We start from the raw sequence: 18,808 nt of genomic DNA, 5'->3' as shown, positions 1-18,808 counted from the left end.
TTAGATTGTTACCAGGGATGAATGAGGACACGAATCAGTGACCGAGAAGGAATCTACTGGCGAGTCCACTAAGGTGGACCGCCGTAAAGAAGGCGAAGAACCCAAAAAGCGCCGCATCTGGCCGTGGGTCGTTGCGGCTCTCCTAGTGGTTTTTGTGGCACTGCCTGCAGGCCTTTTTGCGTATGCCTATTCGCAATACACCGTTCCGGAGCCCAAAGAGCTGGCCAATAACCAGGTCTCTACCATCTATGCCTCCGATAACGACACCCAGTTGGCGCGTTTGGTTCCGCCGGAAGGCAACCGCACGCATGTGACCTTGGATGAGGTACCCGTCTTTGTCCAAGACTCCGTGCTCGCCGCCGAGGACCGCGACTTCTGGGAAAACTCCGGCTTTTCCTTTACCGGTTTGGGCCGCGCGGTACTGGGTAAGGTCACCGGCAATGACACCGCCGGTGGTGGTTCCACGATTACCCAGCAGTACGTGAAAAACACCCTGGTGGGCAACGAATATTCCTACGTGCGCAAGGCGCGCGAGCTCATCTACTCCATTAAGATGACCAATGAGTGGGAAAAAGAAGACATCCTTAACGCCTACCTGAACACGGTCTACTTCGGCCGCAATGCCTACGGCATCCAGGCTGCATCCAACGCCTACTTTGATAAGGACGCCAAGGACCTCACCCCTGAGGAAGGCGCCATGCTCGCCGGTCTTATCCAGTCGCCTTCTGGCCTGGACCCGCGCGTGAACCAGGAAGGTTCCGAAAACCGGTGGAACTACGTTCTTGACGGCCTCGTGGACATGGGCGATCTCAGCAAGGAAGAGCGCGATGGAATGGTCTTCCCGGAGACCCGCGACCCCTCTGAGTATTCGGCATATACGGAAGCCCCTGGTGCTAATGGCCACATTAAGGACCAGGTCATCCGCGAACTTGAAGAGGTGGGAATTACGGAAAACCAGGTCTCCACCGGCGGCCTGCGCATTACCACCACCATCGATATGAACGTGCAAAACAATACGGTGCAGGCAGTCGATGACCAGCTGGCGCCGCTGCAAGAAGACGCCCGCGCCGCTTCCGTGACCATCGACCCGAAGACGGGTGCGGTGCGCGGTTACTTTGGCGGGCATGATTCCAACGGTTGGGACTACGCCAATTCGCCGCTACAGACCGGCTCGACCTTCAAGATCATGGCGCTTGCCGCTGCACTGCAGCAGGGCATTAGCTTGGATACCAACTACTCCTCGGCGCCGTACCAGCTGCCGGGCTCCGATCTGGTCACCAACGTGGGCGGCGGCTGTGGCGTATGCGACCTACGCGAGGCGACCAAGCAGTCCCTGAACACGTCTTACTTGCGCCTGCAGAGCGATTTGAAGAACGGTACCCAGGACACCGCGGATATGGCCCACGCTTTGGGCGTTGCCCGCTCGCTGCCGGGTATCGAAGAGACGCTGACCGAAAACGGCAAGCAGCCTTTCGAAGGCGTGGTCTTGGGCCAGTACCAGTCCCGTCCGCTGGACATGGCAACCGCGATGTCTACCCTTGCGAACCAGGGCGTCTGGCACAACCCGCACTTTGTGCAGCGCGTAGAAAATGCCGCCGGTGAAGTTCTGTATGAACACCCAGACGATGAGGGCGAGCGCCGCGTTTCTGCCAATGTGGCCAATAACGTCCTTGAGGCCATGGGGCCGGTGGCGGCATGGTCCAACGGCTCGCTGGCGGGCGGACGTGCTTCGGCATCTAAGACCGGTACGACCCAGCTGGGTGATTCGGGAACTAATAAGGATGCGTGGATGGTCGGCGCTACCCCGCAGCTTGCCTCCGCCGTGTGGGTCGGTACGGCCGATAACACCTCTGCCATTTTCGACCAGTATGGCGGCATCATGTACGGTGCGGGCGCACCGACGAAGATCTGGAAGTCCGTGTTGGATAACTCCTTGGCGGACCAGGAATTCCAGCAATTCCCCTCTGCTTATCCCGTACGCTTCGGCACGGTTTCTGCCGGCGGTGGCGCTCCGGCCTACAACTCAGGTGGTAGCGCCGGCGGGCAAAGCACCCAGAACTACACTGGTCCAGCGCAAAATGGCGCCCCTGAAGAAGAGACCAGCCCAGCACCTGCGGAAAGCCCGGAAGCGGGTCGCGATGCCCCATCACAGCAGCCGGAGACCCAGGGAGGCAATAATGGAAACGGCGGCAACCGGGGCAACGGCGGCGGCAATAATGAGCCGGCCCCACCCGAAGCTCCGTCTTTAGATGACATCCTTGACCGCGAAGGCGGCCTGGCTGACCTCTTAGGCTAAGCAAGGAGCGGTACGCGTGAGCCAAGATCAGCGCTTGTCTGCTGCAGACGAACCGATGGCGCGGGGCGTCATCGAGTTCCTGGGCGGGCCGAGGGGACGCTTTGCCCGGGGCAGCCGCACGCAGTGGTGGACCCCGTTGCGCGCGCTCATCGCGGTAGCATGGGTTTTCTTAGCCGGCGGGTTCTTATCCAAGGCAAATTGCGCTACTGGTACTCCCGGCGAAGACGGCACCATCAAGCTTGATTGGTCCGCCAACCGCCAGTACACCTCTTTTTGCTATAACGACATCGTCCCGCTGTATGAAGGCCGCGGTTTAGATCAACCGGGCTTTCCCTACGCCTATTCCTGGCAGGAAGATGGCCTGACCCGCTACATGGAATACCCGGTATTGGCGGGCATGTTCCAGGGCCTGATGGGCTGGATTGCGCGCCATACCTATGGGCTCGTGGAGTGGGCCGGGGTGCCCGCCGCTGGTTGGTACTTTGGGCTAACCGCCATGGTCATGGCCTGCATCTGGGTCGGCGTCATCTACATGGTCTACCTTTTGGTGGGAAATCGCACGTGGGACACCATCCTGGTGGCCGCCAGCCCGTTGATTATCATCCATGCCTTTAGCAATTGGGATATACCTGCCATCGCCTTTGCCGTCGGCGCGCTGCTGGCCATTAGCCGCCACCGCCCCTGGCTCGCCGGCATCCTCATCGGCCTTGGAACCGCATTCAAATTATGGCCGGTATTCCTGCTTGGTGCGTTTTTCGTCCTTGCCTGGCGCAATCGCCGCTGGGACGCTTTTGCCAAGGTCGCCGTCGCTACGGCCGCCGCGTGGCTCGTGGTCAACCTTCCCGTCGCCTTGAAATACCCGGCGGCTTGGGCGGAATTTTTCCGCTTGAACCAGGAGCGCGGCGCGGAATGGACCACCCTGTATGCACTGATTAGCCGGAATTCGGGCATTTCTTTCAGCCAGGACTTTTTGAATACCTTCTCCCTCGTGGCATTCATCCTCTTGTGCGTCTGTATTGCCTTGGCCGGCTGGCGCAGCCCGCTTACCCCGCGGGTGGCGGAGTTGGTATTCCTCATCGTTGCGGCTTTCCTGCTGGTCAATAAGGTATGGTCCCCGCAGTATTCGCTCTGGCTGCTGGTCCCAGCGGCCTTGGCCGTGCCGCGTTGGCGGTTGGTTTTGGGCTGGGCGCTTGCCGATGCCCTCGTATGGCCCCTACTTATGTGGCACATGCTCGGCATTGATAATAAGGGCATTCCCCACGAGCTTTTGGACGTGGCGATCCTCGTGCGCGATGGATTCATTATCGCCATGGCGGTGATTGTTCTGCGGCAAATGTGGAATAACACGGAAGATAAAGTGCGTGCTGCGCATACGGGCCGCGACCCAGTGGCGGGAGTATTTCAATGATTGTGACATTAATCGGCATGGTGTCGATCTTGTTGGGCTTTATCTGCGTCATGGCGGCGTTTTGGCTGTTTCATAACAGGGAAGATAAGCGCGGGCCCATCATCTTGGGCGTCCTTGCCATTGTTTTTCTGACCATCATCCCTGCGACGTGTGCTATCTTTTTTGCCGCCACCACGACGGGATAGATTTCTTTTCGCCGGTCATATGCGGTACTGTGGTGGGGTTGCTTGACGCAACGTACCCTCCTGCTGCATCCGCAAAGGTGATGCAGCCGAAAACGACTAGACCATAGGAGGTGATGAGGTCCGTGCGTCACTACGAAGTCATGATCATTCTGGATCCTAATCAGGATGAGCGCACCGTAACCCCGTCCCTAGATAAGTACCTCGACATCGTCCGCAAGGACGGCGGCAAGGTTGAGAACCTCGATGTATGGGGCAAGCGTCGCCTTGCATACCCCATCGAGAAGAAGGAAGAGGGCATTTACGCCGTCGTTAACCTGGAGTGCGAGCACCCTTCGGTTTCCGAGCTCGACCGCCGCCTGAACCTGAACGACACCATCCTGCGTACCAAGGTTCTGCGCACCGACAGCAAGTAGCGGATACTGGGATCAGGCACAATCCACGTAACCGATAAGGAGTAAAGACATGGCACAGGGAGATACCAATATTACGGTGGTGGGCAACATGGTTGCTGACCCCGAGCTTCGCTTCACCCCAGCGGGTGCGGCGGTAGCTAACTTCCGCGTCGCCTCCACGCCTCGTCGCTATAATTCGCAGACGAACCAGTGGGAAGACGGCGAAGCTATGTTCCTGACCTGCAACGTATGGCGCCAGGCGGCGGAGAACGTCGCCGAGACCCTGAGCAAGGGCATGCGCATCATCGTTACCGGCCGCTTGAAGCAGCGTTCCTTCCAGACCCGCGAGGGTGAAAACCGCACTGTATTTGAGATCGACGTCGATGAGGTCGGTCCGTCGCTCCGCTACGCCACCGCACAGGTAAACCGCAATCCCCGTGAGGGCGGCGGCAACTATGGTGGCGGCCAGCAGCAGCGCTCGAATAACAATAATCAGGGCGGCTTTGGAGGACAGCAACAGCAACAGCAGCAGTCGCAGCAGCAGAACCAGGCTCCTGCAGAGGATCCGTGGAACTCCGCACCGCCCGCTGGCGGCTTCGGAGGCGCTGATTCTGAACCCCCGTTCTAAGTCTGTCACCCGCAACTATTCAACTAACTCAATTGAAAGGCAGGGATCATGAAGCTGATCCTCACCGCTGCCGTTGAGAACCTCGGCGCCGCTGGCGAAATTGTTGAGGTTAAGGACGGCTACGGACGTAATTACCTGCTTCCCCGCGGCTTGGCTATCGTGGCTTCCCGCGGCGCTGAGAAGCAGATTGAGGGCATCAAGCGCGCCCAGGAAGCTCGCGAAATTCGCGACCTGGACCACGCACGCGAGGTCCGCAACCAGCTTGAGCAGCTGACGAACGTTGAGGTCAAGGTTAAGACCTCCACTTCCGGCAAGCTCTTCGGTTCCGTTACCGCAGAAGACATTGTCAAGGCCGTCTCCAAGGCCGGTGGCCCTAACTTGGATAAGCGTATCGTTGATATGCCCAAGGGCCTGGTCAAGAAGACCGGCAACTACCAGGTCGAGCTGAAGCTGCACGCTGACGTGCTCGGCAAGGTGAACTTCTCGGTCGTCGCTGCCTAAGCAGCGCTCGACGGTCCACAGACCCAAAGACAACAGCACGGCTTAAGGCCCCAAGAATTCTCTATGTGAGGTGGAGAATTCCTGGGGCCTTTTGCCTACCCAATTGGCCTGTGGATAACTGTGAAAATCTGTGGATGAATGTGGAATTCAGGGTTCGGGGACACCACGATTTTGTCACGACTTTACCGCTGGTCACGGCCTATTTTCCGCTACGCTGTGGGAATTTTCACACTAGCAAATAACAGCTCTGACCAGCGGTTATTATCGCTGCAGGTCAGGGCGGTGTTGAGTTATCCACACCCGTGACCTCGGTAAATGAAATGCAAGGATCGGCCTACCAGGTAATTCCACAAGACCCTGTGGATAACTGTGGGAGTTATACCCAGGCGGGTAGTGTCCGGGCGCTCGTCTACACTTGGACAGCGTTACACAAGGTCGCTTCACGGACACCAAGGGGGACACATGACCAACGCGAGCTTTGATGATGAACAGCTTCCACCGGAACCGCCTGCGCCGGATAACGCCGTAGCGCGCCGGCCGCGGTATCAACAGGACCAACCGCAGCGCTACGAGGAGTATCGTCAGCCGCCATCGGACCGGGAAGCCGAGCAGGGCGTATTGGGTGCAATGCTGCTTAGCCCCAATACGGTCATGGAGGTTATTGAAGAGCTCGAACCCGATGACTTTTATTATCCGGCCCACGCGCTAATTTATGGCGCGATGCTGGACCTTTATGCAGCGGGCCAAGACATTGACCCGCTTATCCTTTCCTCGCGGTTGGATAGGTTCAATAACCTTGAGCGCGTTGGCGGCGCACCCTATTTGCACACGCTTTTGGCTACGGTTCCTACCGCTGCCAACGCCCGCTATTACGCGGAAATCGTGGCGGAAAAGGCCGTCTTGCGCCGGCTAGTGGATGCCGGTACGCGCGTGGTCCAATTGGGCTTTTCGGGCACGGAGGATGCTGAGATCGAATCGGTGATCGACCGGGCCCAGCAGGAAGTTTTTGCCATCGCCCAGCGCAAAACCGCTGAGGACTACCGCGTGCTGGGGGATCTGATTGACCCGACCATTGATGAGTTGGCGGCGCTGCAGCAGGCCGGCGGCGTTGAATTGGGTGTGCCCACAGGGTTTATTGACTTGGATAAGCTCACCAACGGTTTGCACGCAGGCCAGATGATCATCGTGGCCGCGCGACCCGGTGTGGGTAAGTCCACGCTGGCGATGGACTTCATTCGCTCGTGCTCGCTGCAGCACGGCAAGTCCTCCGTCATCTTCTCCTTGGAAATGTCCGCCTCAGAGATCGTTATGCGCCTGCTCTCCGCGGAATCCGAGGTCAAGCTTACCGATATGCGCAGTGGCGGGGTGTCCACAGAGGATTGGGCGAAGATCGATGACACGCTTAACCGCGTTCAAGATGCGCCGCTGTTTATCGATGATTCCCCGAACCTGACGATGATGGAGATCCGCTCCAAGGCCCGCAGGCTCAAGCAGCAGCATGGCCTCGACCTTATCGTTTTGGACTATCTGCAGCTGATGTCCTCGGGCAAAAAGGTAGAGTCACGCCAGCAAGAGGTCTCGGAATTCTCGCGCCAGCTTAAGCTATTGGCCAAGGAGCTTGAGGTGCCGGTGATTGCCATTTCGCAGCTGAACCGTGGACCTGAAGCCCGAAACGACAAGAAGCCACAATTGGCTGACCTGCGTGAGTCCGGTTCCTTGGAGCAGGACGCCGATATGGTGATGCTGCTTTACCGCCCAGACTCGCAGGACCGTGATAACGAGCGCGCCGGTGAAGCGGATATTATCTTGGCCAAGCACCGCGGCGGGCCCATTGACACCGTACAGGTGGCCCACCAGCTGCACTACTCCAAGTTCGTCAACATGGCGCACGGATAAAAGACTTATAGGTCCACGACGGCCGCGGGGTCCCCTAACCGGGGACCCAGAATTACCAGCACGATAAAGACCGCCGCAGCGGCCAGAGAGAGCCACCGCCAAACCGGGAAGAAGCGTTGGCCGCACCAGTAGGCGATCGCTGCACCGATGAGCGCGCCGAGGGTATTAAAGAGGAGATCGTCGACATCCGTGCGGCCCAGCGCGAAGGCATATTGGGCCGTCTCCAGGGTTAAACTCAGCGCGAATCCCCAGGCCGTGGATACCTTCACGGAACGGCATAGCGTAAATACTAGGAGCCCGAAGGGGATGAAGAAGGCGGTATTACCGGCGTACTCAAAAATCGGGGCGAACCAGCTATTGCCAGAGAATTCGTCGAGGGGAACTAAGTGGAGCTCGCGGACGCGTTGATTTTCGGGCTTCCACAGGTAACCGATCTGGAAGAAGGCCTTCAGGGTAGTCAGCGCTACCATGACGCCGATCCAGGCGCTAAGGGCTAATTTATCGAGCAAGGGCCTCACCCTTAAGCTCAGGCAAAGTAAATGCCGCTACGGCGGCGATGGCGAATGCGGCCGCAAATAACACAAAGAGGAATCCAGCTCCGGTCGCCGCGATCAACGGCGGCACAATAAGGGGTGCCACGATGGAGGCGATGCGGCCAAACCCCGCCGCGGCACCCGTACCGCGCCCGCGCAGCGCGGTGGGGTAGAGCTCGGGACCGATGGCATACAGGGCACCCCAGGCGCCGAGGTTGAAGAAGGACAACAGACACCCGGCGATGATGATGAATACCTCGGAGCTTGCGGTGCCGTAGAGCCCGGCGGAGACGGCGGAGCCGACCAAGAACACGGCGAGGGTAATCCGCCGGCCCCAGACCTCAATGAGCCAAGCGGCGGTGGCATAGCCCGGCAGCTGCGCCAAGGTAATGATGAGGGTGAAGCTGAAGGATTTTACGAGCGAGAAACCATCGGCAACCAGCAGGGACGGGATCCAGATGAAGGCGCCGTAATAGGAGAAATTGACGCAAAACCAAATAGTCCACAGCGCCGCTGTGCGGCGGCGCAGGCCCGGCCCCCAAATGGAGGTCTCGGTGGAGGCGGTGGGTTCCGGGTGGGCATCGTCAAGCGGCTGGCCCGCGGCGGCCTCTTCGAAGGATGCCACAATCTCTTCGGCCTCCTCGTGGTGGCCCTTGGACTCGAGGAAGCGCACCGATTCCGGCAAGCCCAAGCGCACGTAAACCGAATAAGCGGCGGGGATGAGACCCACTGCAAACCCCCAGCGCCAGCCGTTTTCGCCGGCGCCGACGATGAAGGTGCCGATGAGCGCGGCGAGGATCCAGCCGAGCGCCCAGAAGGCCTCGAGGAGGACCACCATGCGCCCGCGGACGCGGCGCGGCGAGAATTCGGAGATGAGAGTGGAGGCGACCGGCAGCTCCGCGCCCAAGCCCAGCCCAACGATGAAGCGGAAGATGATAAGCATGGTCAGCCCACCGGCCAGGGCGGAGGCACCGGTGGCTAGGCCATAGACCAAGAGGGTGAGGGAGAAGATGTGGCGGCGGCCGTATTTATCCGCAAGGAGCCCGCCGAATGTCGCGCCCAGAGCCATGCCGAGGAAGCCAACAGAGGCGAGCCAGGAGGTTTGGGTGCTGCTCAAATCCCAATGCACGGCCAGGGCGGCCATGATGAAGGAAATGAGCCCCACATCCATAGCATCGAGCGCCCACCCTAGGCCGGAGCCTAGGAGTAGGCGCTTGTGTTTGCTGGTGACCGGGAGCCGGTCTAATCGTTCATTGCGGCTGAGCATGCGCTAATCATAGCGCTGGCTAGAAAATTTCCGGAGACGCAGGGAATTGGATACGACGAATACGGAACTCAATGCCATGGCGATGCCTGCAAATAGCGGGTTGAGCAGGCCAAAGGCCGCCACGGGGATGAGAATAATATTATAGGCAAAGGCCCAGAACAGGTTGCCCTTAATGATCTGCAGCGTGCGGCGGGACAGGCGAATGGCATCGGCGGCAGACCGCAGGTCCCCATTCATCAAGGTGATATCGGAGGCCTCGATGGCAACGTCGGTCCCGGCGCCCATCGCCAAGCCAAGGTCCGCTTGGGCAAGGGCCGCGGCATCGTTGACGCCGTCACCAACCATCGCCACATTGTGCCCCTCGGACTGCAGCTTCTTGATGACGTCGACCTTTTCCTCCGGAACCACGCCGGCCGTGACCTCGGTGATGCCAACTTCCTCTGCCACGCGCTTGGCCGCGCCCTCGTTATCGCCGGTCAGCAGGTGCGGGGTCAGGCCCAGCTTCTTCATCTGCTGGACGGCCTCAGCGGAGGTGGGTTTGACGGTGTCGCGGACCTCAATGAGCCCAGCGAGCTCATCGTCGAGGTACACCGCCACCGGGGTAGCACCCGCGGCCTCGGCCTCGCGGAAGGCATCAGCGTATTGGCCTAGGTCTCCACGCGGCTTGCCGACGCCCACGCGCACCCCATCCACCGTTGCTTCCACGCCAGCGGTGCTGGTGGAAAAGTCGGTGCCGGGCTCTACGTCGCGCTCACGGGCAATCGCCTGGGCGATGGGGTGCTCGGAGTTTCGCTCGACGGCTGCGGCGTATTCGAGGACATTGCCATGCACGGCCGTAACGGACATTTCACCGGCGGTCACCGTGCCGGTCTTATCCATCACGATGGTATCGACCTGCTTGGTGGACTCGAGGATCTCCGGGCCCTTAATGAGCAAGCCCAGCTGGGCACCGCGCCCCGTGCCGACCAAGATGGCGGTTGGGGTGGCAAGGCCCAGCGCGCAAGGGCAGGCGATGATCAACACTGAGACAGCGGCGATAAACGCCGGCGCCACGCCGCCAAAGATGAGGTGTACCAGCAGCGTGAGGACGGAAATCCCGATCACTACCGGAACGAAGACCTGCGCGATGCGGTCCACCAAGCGCTGCACGGGGGCCTTTGAGGCCTGCGCGTTGGTGACCAAGGTGGCCATTTGGGAAAGGACCGTGTCCTCGCCCACCTGGGTGGCCTTGACCTCCAACTTGCCGGAAGCGTTAATGGTGGCGCCGGTAACGGTATCGCCCACGCCCACCTCTTCCGGGACGGATTCACCGGTGATCATGGAGGCATCCACGGCGGAATTGCCGGAGACGACCTCACCATCGGTGGCAACCTTTTCGCCCGGGCGCACAACGAAGACATCGCCCACCTGCAATTGGGAGATGGGGATGCGCTTTTCCTTGCCATCCCGCAGCACGGAGGCTTCCTTCGCACCCATGGACAGCAGGGTGCGCAGCGCCTCGGACGATTGTCCCTTGGCCTTGACCTCGAACCAGCGGCCGAGGAGCAGGAAGGTAATGACCATTCCCACGGACTCAAAGTAGATATGGTCCATCTCGGCCGAGCTGGAGGACCACGACATGCTCATGGTCATGCCGGGCTCGCCGGCGTTGCCAAAGAATAGCGCGTACAGGGACCACAGGTATGCGGCCGAAGTGCCCATGGAAATTAAGGTATCCATGGTGAACGAGCCGTGCTTCAGGTTGGTCCACGTAGCGGAGTGGAAGGGGGCGCCACCAAAGATGAAGACGACGGTGGCCAGCATGGCGCAGGCCCACTGCCAGTTCTGGAACTGCAGGGCAGGCACCATGGAGACGACCATGATGGGAGCAGACAATACCGCGGAGATGATGGTGCGCCGCAGCAGGCTCTGCTGTTCTTCAGCGCGGGCATCATCAACCGGCGTGCCTTCTGCGTCTGCGTCCCCGCCCTGGTCGGCGTCATCACTGCCAGACATATCGAAGGCGCTGTATCCTGCACCTTCCACGACTTTGATCAGATCCGCGGCCGTGGACGTTTCTGGATCGAACTCAATAGAGGCGGATTCGGTGGCAAAGTTAACGCTCGCCTCCACGCCGTCTACCTTGTTGAGCTTGCGTTCTACCCGGGAAGAGCAGGACGTGCAAGTCATGCCCGAGACCCCGAGATCAACGTGTGACATAGTATTCGCCTACTTAAGGGTGTATCCGGCTTCGGCTACGGCAGCTGCTACTTGCTCATCGGTGAAATCGCTACCGGAAACAGACACAGCGCCAGTGGTGTGGTCTGCAGAAACTTCCTCAACACCGGCGATTTCGCCTACCTCTTCGCGGATGGACATTTCGCAGTGTCCGCAGCTCATTCCTTCTACGGTGTAGTTCTTCGTTGCCATGACTATCATCCTTTCTCGATTGCTTATGTCTCCATGTTATACCCCCTCGGGGTATCTAGCAAGGAAGAGATTTAGGTACGGTGGGGAATAAACCACAATGTAAAGGAGTTACAACGAGTATGGCTACTATCGACGTCACTGAAGAGAACTTTGAACAGACCGTAACCGGCGAAGGCATTACGCTTGTCGATGCCTGGGCGGACTGGTGCGGCCCATGTAAGCGCTTTGCCCCTGTCTACGAGAAGGCATCCGAGGAGCACACCGATGCTACCTTTGCCAAGCTGGACACCGAGGCAAACCAGGGCCTTGCTTCCGCGCTGCAGATTCAGTCCATTCCTACCCTGATGATCTTTCGCGATGGCATCCTCGTATTCCGCGAGGCCGGCGCACTGCCGCCCGCAGCGTTGGAGGATCTGCTCAAGCAGGTTAAGGACCTTGATATGGCTGACGTTCGCCGCCAGGTTGAAGAGCAGAACGCACAGCAGGCATAGAATCTGAATTTTCAGAGCTTCCACGGCGCTTTCTGGTGAGTATCGCTAAACTCGCTAGAAAGCGTCTTTTTTATGACCAAAGGAGATAGTGATGGCTAACCCCTTCAGCAAGGGCTGGAAGTACGTGATGAGTTCTCTCGATCAAAAGATTGATGAGAACGCCGATCCAAAGGTCCAAATCCAGCAGGCGGTCAAGGCCGCCAAGGAACAGCACCAGGAAATCTCGGATCATGCGGCAGAGATCATCGGGCACAAGTCTCAGTTGGAAATGCAGATGAACCGCCTGGTGAAGTCCCAGCAGGATTACCAATCTCAGACCGAGCGCGCACTGGAGCTTGCGGATTCCGCCGAGGACCCGCAGAAGGCGAACGAGTACAACCAAGCCGCTGAGGTAGTGGCCTCTCAGCTCGTTGCGGTGGAACAGGAACTGGAAGACGTCAAGCAGCAGTACGCGGCGGCGGAGCAGGCGGCTGAACAGGCCAAGAACCAGCAAAAACAATCCGAGGCTCGCCTGAAGGAGCAGTTGGCCCAGGTGAGCCAGCTAGAAGCGCAGGCGGATCAGGCTGCTATGCAGGAGAAGAACGCGGAAGCGCTCGATTCCATGAACGAGCTCAAGCCCGATGATTCCGTGCCGAGCCTGGATTCCGTCCGCTCCAAGATCGAAAAGCGCTACGCCGATGCCCTTGGTGCACAAGAATTGCAGCAAGCAACCGGCGGCGACCGCATGAGTGAGATTCAAGCGGCCGGCAACGACATGAAGGCCAGCGCGCGGCTGGATGCGCTGCGCGCCGATATGGCCAAGAAGAAGGAAATCGAATCCGGGGATTAATTCTCGCGGCGGATATTAATAAGCACGCCGCGAATCCCTGAGTGGAACCCATCGCGCAAGTTCACGCGCTGGGTTTCCGTCAGCGTGTATTCATGCAGGGTTTCGCAGGCGAACTGTAGCAGCGGGCGGTCGATCTCCGGTGGCAATCCGCCGCCAGACAGTAAGTGGGCTTGGTCGCGCTGCTCTGAGTTGGCGGCATTATCAAACCACCACGATGCGTATTGCTGGCCTACATCGAATGGGGACTGGAACCCAGCAGAGCTCCAGACCTCTTCTGGCAGCGGGACGTACTTCGAGCGCAGCTTGCGCCGCGGTGCCATCATTGACGGTTTCGGCGCAGGCTTTGGTGCTGCTTGATCGGTAGCCTCGGCCTCTTCGGCAGGGCCCTTCTCCGCTTCTGCAGAGGGCTTTTCCTGCTCTTGTGGGGCTGGGGTTGCGGCCTGCTGTGCGCTTTGGGGCGGCGCAGGCTTTGGGGCGGGCGCCGGCGTGGGCTTTTCCGGGGTGCCGAATGCGGTTTCCACCTCGGAGGGCTCCTCGCACTCGTCGCAGTGCTCGGTGCCTGGAAGCTCCTCTTCTGCTCCCTCTGCCTTCTGCGCCGTATCGCGCACCACCGGGGGAAGCGGGCCTTCGAGGACCTGTAGCTCCATGGAATCCGCGAAGTCCTCGCGCGGATCCAAGATGGTGGTGGAATCACACGTATGGCGCAGCGCTGCGGACATGGAATCCCAGCCAAAGCCGTACAGGTGCACGCGGATGCCATTGTCCACGGCGGTCTGCGCGCCGGGGATCATGTCAGCATCGCCGCTGACCAGAACGAAATCGGTGAACTGGTTCTTCATAGCGGCCATGACCATATCGGCCACGAGCCGAGTGTCGACGCCTTTTTGGGTGCGTCGCTCACCCCATTCAATGAGTTGCCCTGTGCGCAATTGCACGCCCTCGCAGGTGCGAAGGGCGCGTTGGTAGCGGTGTGGACCGGTATCCGGGATTCCGTCGTACCAGTATTGGCGCTGAATCGGGTTGCCTAATTGCTCCTCGATCATCCCGCCCATGGTGCTGACCACCTCGGGCAGATCGATTTCTAGCTGCGCGCGAGCCCCCGTTTCCCAGGAGTTATAAAAGCTCGCGAGCAGGTATGAGGTATCGACAAAGACAAGTGTGCGTTCAAGCATGGCTCCTAAGTTCCGTTCTAATTGTTCTAAATAAAATTCTTTGTTACCTCCAGTGTGCCTTATTCACCCCGAAACGTCGATCACAATTCGCTAATTCCCAGCATATTGGCCGCAAATGAAAAGATTTCGGTGACCATTGCGGCGTCGGCAAGCGTGTTATATGGTTAGTTACACAACTAACTAAGTAACTAACGAGCCGAAGGTGATGATGGATAACTCCACGCAGCCGCTCTTTCGGCAGATTGCGTCCTTGGTGGAAGACACCATTGTGGACGGCACTCTGGCGGAGGGCGATAAGGCGCCTTCCACCAATGAGTTGGCGGATTTCCACAACATCAACCCCGCAACCGCGCGAAAGGGGATCACCCTCTTGGTGGACTTAGGGGTGCTGGAAAAGCGCCGGGGCATCGGCATGTTTGTGGCCGAGGGTGCTTCGCGTGCCATCCGCGAGCGCAGGCGAGGCGACTTTGCCGCGGAGTATATGGCCCCGCTTGTCGATGAAGCAGTGTGCCTGGGCTACAACCGCGCCCAGCTCCATGACCTTTTCGATCGGGTTGCAGAAAGCAGAGGAATGTACTCATGATTACTACCCGCGATTTCACCTTTTCCGCAGGCCTTACCCATGGCTTGGTCGGCCGCAACGGAATTGGCAAGACCACCTTATTGCGAAAAATCGCCGGCCAAATTCAATCCGGCCGCATCACGGTCTTTGACCGCCAGCCCTTTGATAACCAATCCGTGCTCAACCGGGTAATCCTCATGGGCATCGACAATCCGCTGCCGGATTCGTGGGGTAGCAAGAAACTCGGTGCCGTCGGCCAGGCCCGATGGCCCAACTGGAATGCGGAGCGATACGACGACCTCATCGCGCGCTTTGACATCCCAAATAAGGCGTATTCCGCGCTCTCCCGCGGGCAGAAATCGGCGTTGGGATTTGTTTTCGCCGTTGCCTCTGGCTGCGAAATAATGCTTTTGGACGAGCCTTATCTGGGCCTCGACCTGCCGCGGCGCGAACTCTTTTACCAGGTCCTCCGGGAAGAACACGGTCGCACCATCGTGGTATCCACCCATCACCTCAACGAGATAGAGGGCTTACTGGACACCATTTCCCTCATGGGGGAGCACCCCATTAGCGGCCCCGTAGACGAATTTGTCGATTCTTTCCTGGAAATCAGCGGGCCCGAAGAAGCGATCTCCGCGGCCATTTCCGCACTGGACCTGCCGGTATTGGAGCGCGCTTCAACCAGCCTGGGAGACCAGGTGCTTGTCGATGCCCGCACTACCTCGCCCGATCCCGTCTTCCGCTATGCCAACGAACATCACCTCCGGGTAACAGAGGTATCACTTGAAAAGGCTGTCCGATCATTGGAGGAGCAGTCATGAAACTTCTATGGCACACAACGGAATGGGTTTGGGTTACAGTCCTATTCTTCATCGCGCTTTACCCCGTACTTTTTGGCGAAAAGTGGGGAACTGTCACCTTGCTCTTGCCCCTTGTGCCCATCCTGACGTATCAACCCAGTTTTGATAAGTACCAAGTACTTGGCTTGAGCTCACAGATATGGAATGAACACCGCCGGATTATCGTCACGGTTTTTGCTGTTGTAGCCATGGCAGGAACGGCTGCACGGCAGGGCTGGTGGGCGTTGGCCGTTTATGCGGCGGCATTGGCATGGGCACTGTGGCGCAAACCAACCCCAACCAGGACGGGGTACTCGACGACCCCTTTGGGAATTGCATCCAAGCTTGGGCGTTTCCCGCCGACGCTCGACGCACAGGCTGTATACCGCCGCCAGGTCCGAATGTGGCTGATGGTCGTCGTATTTTTATCCATCAACGTTGTGCTTTCGCTAATGAGCACGCTGTGGGAACCGATGGAATTCATCGCTTTCATTGCTTGGGTGCTCTTCTCCTTTTTCCTCAGCCAAACCATGGGCATATTGCGGGATACGCTCAGGGACTATGTCACGCTCGGCGGCACGCGCCGCCGCTGGGCGACCATGACTGCAGCGACTGGGCTCATCTTCGTCCTTGGTTGTGCCGCCGTGGGCTTAGCCCTTTCCTTCTGGGGGAACACAATCGAGGTCGCCGCCGGCATCACCGCAATCGCGGCCGTCACCGTACCTGGTCTTACGTACCTCGAGTTCCTAGAGAAGAGGACTCTTGGAGTTTTTGTGGCGTACCTCCTCGGTATCGCACCGCTGGTTTGGCTTTTCGTCCAAGGCTATGTCTCGGCCGCGGTGGGGATGTTTATAAGCCTCGGCATCTACGCCGTATGGGCCGCAACCCTGCCGATATACGCAAGCCGCATAAGCAGCCTGTGGGAGAAAGGCCTTGCGGGCTGGTTTGGCATGAAATAGAAGTGTCTGAAATCCGTGCTGACCAGCAAGTTTGTGAAACTTTAAAGCGGTGTGTAACTTAATACGAGTCAGCGCGACCGACAGCGCCCCACAGAGACAAGACATTGTCTCTGGCTGAAGCGGCGATAGGAAAACAGGCCCTGACAAAAACAATTTTTTACTCGCAACGAGTTCCATGCTTTTGAGTATGTAGCTGTTGTGTGGTGACGATGTCTGAGAACTCAATAGTGTGCCAATGTACTTATTTTTTATTTTTGTGTGCATGGTTGTGTGTTGATTGGTCTGTTGGCCAGCAAGCTTAAAGTAGGTTTGTTGGTTGGTGTGTGCCGGTAAGGTGTTGGAATACGCATCTTTTTGAATACTGTTTAGTGTTTCGGCTGCATTGATGGATTGGTTGGCATGTGATTGTGTTCAACTTTTTGTCTCCCTTTTTTGTGCCCCGTCGGGTTGGGGAGGCAGTTTATTTTTTCTTGTAGTAATTTTTGGACGCCAGCATGAGCCTTTATTGGTTTGTGGTGGTTTGTTCTTTTGGTTAGGTTTGGGCTTTTCACGGCCTTTTCAGGATTTTGTTGTTCTGAAATTTTTCTTTTTGTGGAGAGTTTGATCCTGGCTCAGGACGAACGCTGGCGGCGTGCTTAACACATGCAAGTCGAACGGAAAGGCCCTGCTTGCAGGGTACTCGAGTGGCGAACGGGTGAGTAACACGTGGGTGATCTGCCCTGCACTTCGGGATAAGCTTGGGAAACTGGGTCTAATACCGGATAGGACCGCACTTTAGTGTGTGTGGTGGAAAGTTTTTTCGGTGTAGGATGAGCTCGCGGCCTATCAGCTTGTTGGTGGGGTAATGGCCTACCAAGGCGGCGACGGGTAGCCGGCCTGAGAGGGTGTACGGCCACATTGGGACTGAGATACGGCCCAGACTCCTACGGGAGGCAGCAGTGGGGAATATTGCACAATGGGCGCAAGCCTGATGCAGCGACGCCGCGTGGGGGATGAAGGCCTTCGGGTTGTAAACTCCTTTCGCTAGGGACGAAGCTTTGTGTGACGGTACCTAGATAAGAAGCACCGGCTAACTACGTGCCAGCAGCCGCGGTAATACGTAGGGTGCGAGCGTTGTCCGGAATTACTGGGCGTAAAGGGCTCGTAGGTGGTTTGTCGCGTCGTCTGTGAAATTCTGGGGCTTAACTCCGGGCGTGCAGGCGATACGGGCATAACTTGAGTACTGTAGGGGTAACTGGAATTCCTGGTGTAGCGGTGAAATGCGCAGATATCAGGAGGAACACCGATGGCGAAGGCAGGTTACTGGGCAGTTACTGACGCTGAGGAGCGAAAGCATGGGTAGCGAACAGGATTAGATACCCTGGTAGTCCATGCCGTAAACGGTGGGCGCTAGGTGTGAGGGTCTTTCTACGACTTTCGTGCCGTAGCTAACGCATTAAGCGCCCCGCCTGGGGAGTACGGCCGCAAGGCTAAAACTCAAAGGAATTGACGGGGGCCCGCACAAGCGGCGGAGCATGTGGATTAATTCGATGCAACGCGAAGAACCTTACCTGGGCTTGACATACATCAGATCGCTGCAGAGATGTAGTTTCCCTTTGTGGTTGGTGTACAGGTGGTGCATGGTTGTCGTCAGCTCGTGTCGTGAGATGTTGGGTTAAGTCCCGCAACGAGCGCAACCCTTGTCTTATGTTGCCAGCATTTGGTTGGGGACTCATGAGAGACTGCCGGGGTTAACTCGGAGGAAGGTGGGGATGACGTCAAATCATCATGCCCCTTATGTCCAGGGCTTCACACATGCTACAATGGTCGGTACAATGCGCTGCGACACTGTGAGGTGGAGCGAATCGCTGAAAGCCGGTCTTAGTTCGGATTGGGGTCTGCAACTCGACCCCATGAAGTCGGAGTCGCTAGTAATCGCAGATCAGCAATGCTGCGGTGAATACGTTCCCGGGCCTTGTACACACCGCCCGTCACGTCATGAAAGTTGGTAACACCCGAAGCCGGTGGCCTAAACGTGTTAGGGAGCCGTCGAAGGTGGGATCGGCGATTGGGACGAAGTCGTAACAAGGTACCCGTACCGGAAGGTGCGGGTGGATCACCTCCTTTCTAAGGAGCTTTTAATAGGCTGCAGTTGCAGCCAATGGCCCATAGTTGTGGGTTGCCTACACAGTTTGTGTGGGTTGGTGGTTGAGTAGGCGAGTGTTCTGCTGCCACCGATTGTTTGGAAATTCCGGGTAGGAGACACACCTTAATCGACAGTATCAAGTGTTTGAATGGTGCTTTGTGGCATGCGTAAAAGTGTCCATGCATACAAAATATAATGTTGTGGATAAGTTGTTGGTGCATTGTTGGGTGTCTGGGGCATTATCCCCTTAGTGTGTGCCTGACTGGTTGATGGATGCCATCTGTTGTGGTGGTGTGTGTTGCTGGTTTGGGGTGTT

17 protein-coding genes and 1 rRNA gene are annotated in these 18,808 nt (G+C 58.1%); 13 read left to right on the top strand and 5 right to left on the bottom strand.

Translation table 11 applies throughout. The annotated features are described in order from the left end of the window. Nucleotides 1-37: 37 nt before the first annotated feature. The 7 genes from ACLI1Q_RS11600 to dnaB all read left to right on the top strand — a co-directional run bounded on the left by ACLI1Q_RS11600 (nt 38) and on the right by dnaB (nt 7,306). A complete protein-coding gene (locus ACLI1Q_RS11600; RefSeq protein WP_239269612.1) occupies nt 38-2,296 on the top strand; it encodes a transglycosylase domain-containing protein in 2,259 nt (752 codons plus the stop codon). A gap of 16 nt (nt 2,297-2,312) precedes the next feature. After that, nucleotides 2,313-3,704 (top strand): glycosyltransferase family 87 protein, encoded by a 1,392-nt coding sequence (locus ACLI1Q_RS11595; RefSeq protein ID WP_239269613.1) that lies wholly within the window; start codon nt 2,313-2,315, stop codon nt 3,702-3,704. After that, a complete protein-coding gene (locus tag ACLI1Q_RS11590; RefSeq protein ID WP_239269614.1) occupies nt 3,701-3,889 on the top strand; it encodes a hypothetical protein in 189 nt (62 codons plus the stop codon). The genes ACLI1Q_RS11595 and ACLI1Q_RS11590 overlap by 4 nt, the downstream gene beginning before the upstream one ends. Nucleotides 3,890-4,011: 122 nt before the next feature. Next, nucleotides 4,012-4,302 (top strand): 30S ribosomal protein S6, encoded by a 291-nt coding sequence (gene rpsF, locus ACLI1Q_RS11585; RefSeq protein ID WP_023016353.1) that lies wholly within the window; start codon nt 4,012-4,014, stop codon nt 4,300-4,302. Between the two features lie 49 nt (nt 4,303-4,351). Continuing rightward, complete coding sequence (locus ACLI1Q_RS11580) at nt 4,352-4,909, top strand: single-stranded DNA-binding protein (RefSeq protein WP_239269615.1); 558 nt, start codon at nt 4,352-4,354, stop codon at nt 4,907-4,909. A 48-nt stretch (nt 4,910-4,957) separates the two neighbouring features. Continuing rightward, nucleotides 4,958-5,410 (top strand): 50S ribosomal protein L9, encoded by a 453-nt coding sequence (rplI, locus tag ACLI1Q_RS11575; RefSeq protein ID WP_023024485.1) that lies wholly within the window; start codon nt 4,958-4,960, stop codon nt 5,408-5,410. A 462-nt stretch (nt 5,411-5,872) separates the two neighbouring features. Continuing rightward, entirely contained in the window at nt 5,873-7,306 is a 1,434-nt protein-coding gene (gene dnaB / locus ACLI1Q_RS11570; protein WP_239269616.1) for a replicative DNA helicase, read from the top strand. A 5-nt stretch (nt 7,307-7,311) separates the two neighbouring features. On the opposite strand, the gene ACLI1Q_RS11565 is transcribed toward dnaB, so the two are convergent. Genes ACLI1Q_RS11565 through ACLI1Q_RS11550 form a run of 4 tightly spaced genes read right to left on the bottom strand, consistent with a single transcriptional unit; the run spans nt 7,312 to nt 11,515 of the window. Continuing rightward, nucleotides 7,312-7,776 carry a VanZ family protein gene (locus tag ACLI1Q_RS11565; RefSeq protein WP_298695115.1) on the bottom strand — a complete coding sequence of 155 codons (465 nt, stop codon included), beginning with the start codon at nt 7,774-7,776 and terminating at the stop codon, nt 7,312-7,314. Between the two features lie 28 nt (nt 7,777-7,804). Next, nucleotides 7,805-9,106, bottom strand: coding sequence for an MFS transporter (locus ACLI1Q_RS11560; protein ID WP_284849757.1), 1,302 nt, complete (start codon nt 9,104-9,106; stop codon nt 7,805-7,807). Nucleotides 9,107-9,109: 3 nt separating this feature from the next. Continuing rightward, complete coding sequence (locus ACLI1Q_RS11555; protein WP_284849758.1) at nt 9,110-11,305, bottom strand: heavy metal translocating P-type ATPase; 2,196 nt, start codon at nt 11,303-11,305, stop codon at nt 9,110-9,112. Nucleotides 11,306-11,314: 9 nt separating this feature from the next. Further along, a complete protein-coding gene (locus ACLI1Q_RS11550) occupies nt 11,315-11,515 on the bottom strand; it encodes a heavy-metal-associated domain-containing protein (protein WP_023024475.1) in 201 nt (66 codons plus the stop codon). A gap of 119 nt (nt 11,516-11,634) precedes the next feature. Between ACLI1Q_RS11550 and trxA the strand changes: the two genes are divergently transcribed. Then, on the top strand, nt 11,635-12,006 hold the full coding sequence (gene trxA, locus ACLI1Q_RS11545) for a thioredoxin (RefSeq protein ID WP_023024472.1): 372 nt from the start codon (nt 11,635-11,637) through the stop codon (nt 12,004-12,006). Between the two features lie 91 nt (nt 12,007-12,097). After that, a complete protein-coding gene (locus tag ACLI1Q_RS11540; protein WP_239269619.1) occupies nt 12,098-12,835 on the top strand; it encodes a PspA/IM30 family protein in 738 nt (245 codons plus the stop codon). Here the strand turns inward: ACLI1Q_RS11540 and ACLI1Q_RS11535 are convergent. Continuing rightward, entirely contained in the window at nt 12,832-14,007 is a 1,176-nt protein-coding gene (locus ACLI1Q_RS11535; protein ID WP_239269620.1) for an NYN domain-containing protein, read from the bottom strand. The two genes, ACLI1Q_RS11540 and ACLI1Q_RS11535, sit on opposite strands and share 4 nt — an antisense overlap. 208 nt (nt 14,008-14,215) lie before the next feature. Here ACLI1Q_RS11535 and ACLI1Q_RS11530 point away from each other — a divergent pair, with 208 nt between their 5' ends. From ACLI1Q_RS11530 to ACLI1Q_RS11515, 4 genes are all read left to right on the top strand, one after another. Continuing rightward, nucleotides 14,216-14,590: a GntR family transcriptional regulator gene (locus tag ACLI1Q_RS11530; protein ID WP_239269621.1), complete on the top strand. Its 375-nt coding sequence runs from the start codon at nt 14,216-14,218 to the stop codon at nt 14,588-14,590. Next, nucleotides 14,587-15,390, top strand: a complete 804-nt coding sequence (locus tag ACLI1Q_RS11525; protein WP_239269622.1) for an ATP-binding cassette domain-containing protein — start codon at nt 14,587-14,589, stop codon at nt 15,388-15,390. Before ACLI1Q_RS11530 ends, ACLI1Q_RS11525 begins: the two co-directional genes overlap by 4 nt. Continuing rightward, on the top strand, nt 15,387-16,367 hold the full coding sequence (locus ACLI1Q_RS11520; protein WP_239269623.1) for a hypothetical protein: 981 nt from the start codon (nt 15,387-15,389) through the stop codon (nt 16,365-16,367). Before ACLI1Q_RS11525 ends, ACLI1Q_RS11520 begins: the two co-directional genes overlap by 4 nt. A gap of 588 nt (nt 16,368-16,955) precedes the next feature. Beyond that, nucleotides 16,956-18,473 (top strand): 16S ribosomal RNA (locus ACLI1Q_RS11515). Nucleotides 18,474-18,808: the final 335 nt, after the last annotated feature.

The organism is Corynebacterium limaceinasi, assembly GCF_046717465.1.
Taxonomy (GTDB): Bacteria; Actinomycetota; Actinomycetes; order Mycobacteriales; family Mycobacteriaceae; genus Corynebacterium.
This window is presented reverse-complemented; position numbering and strand designations above follow the sequence as displayed.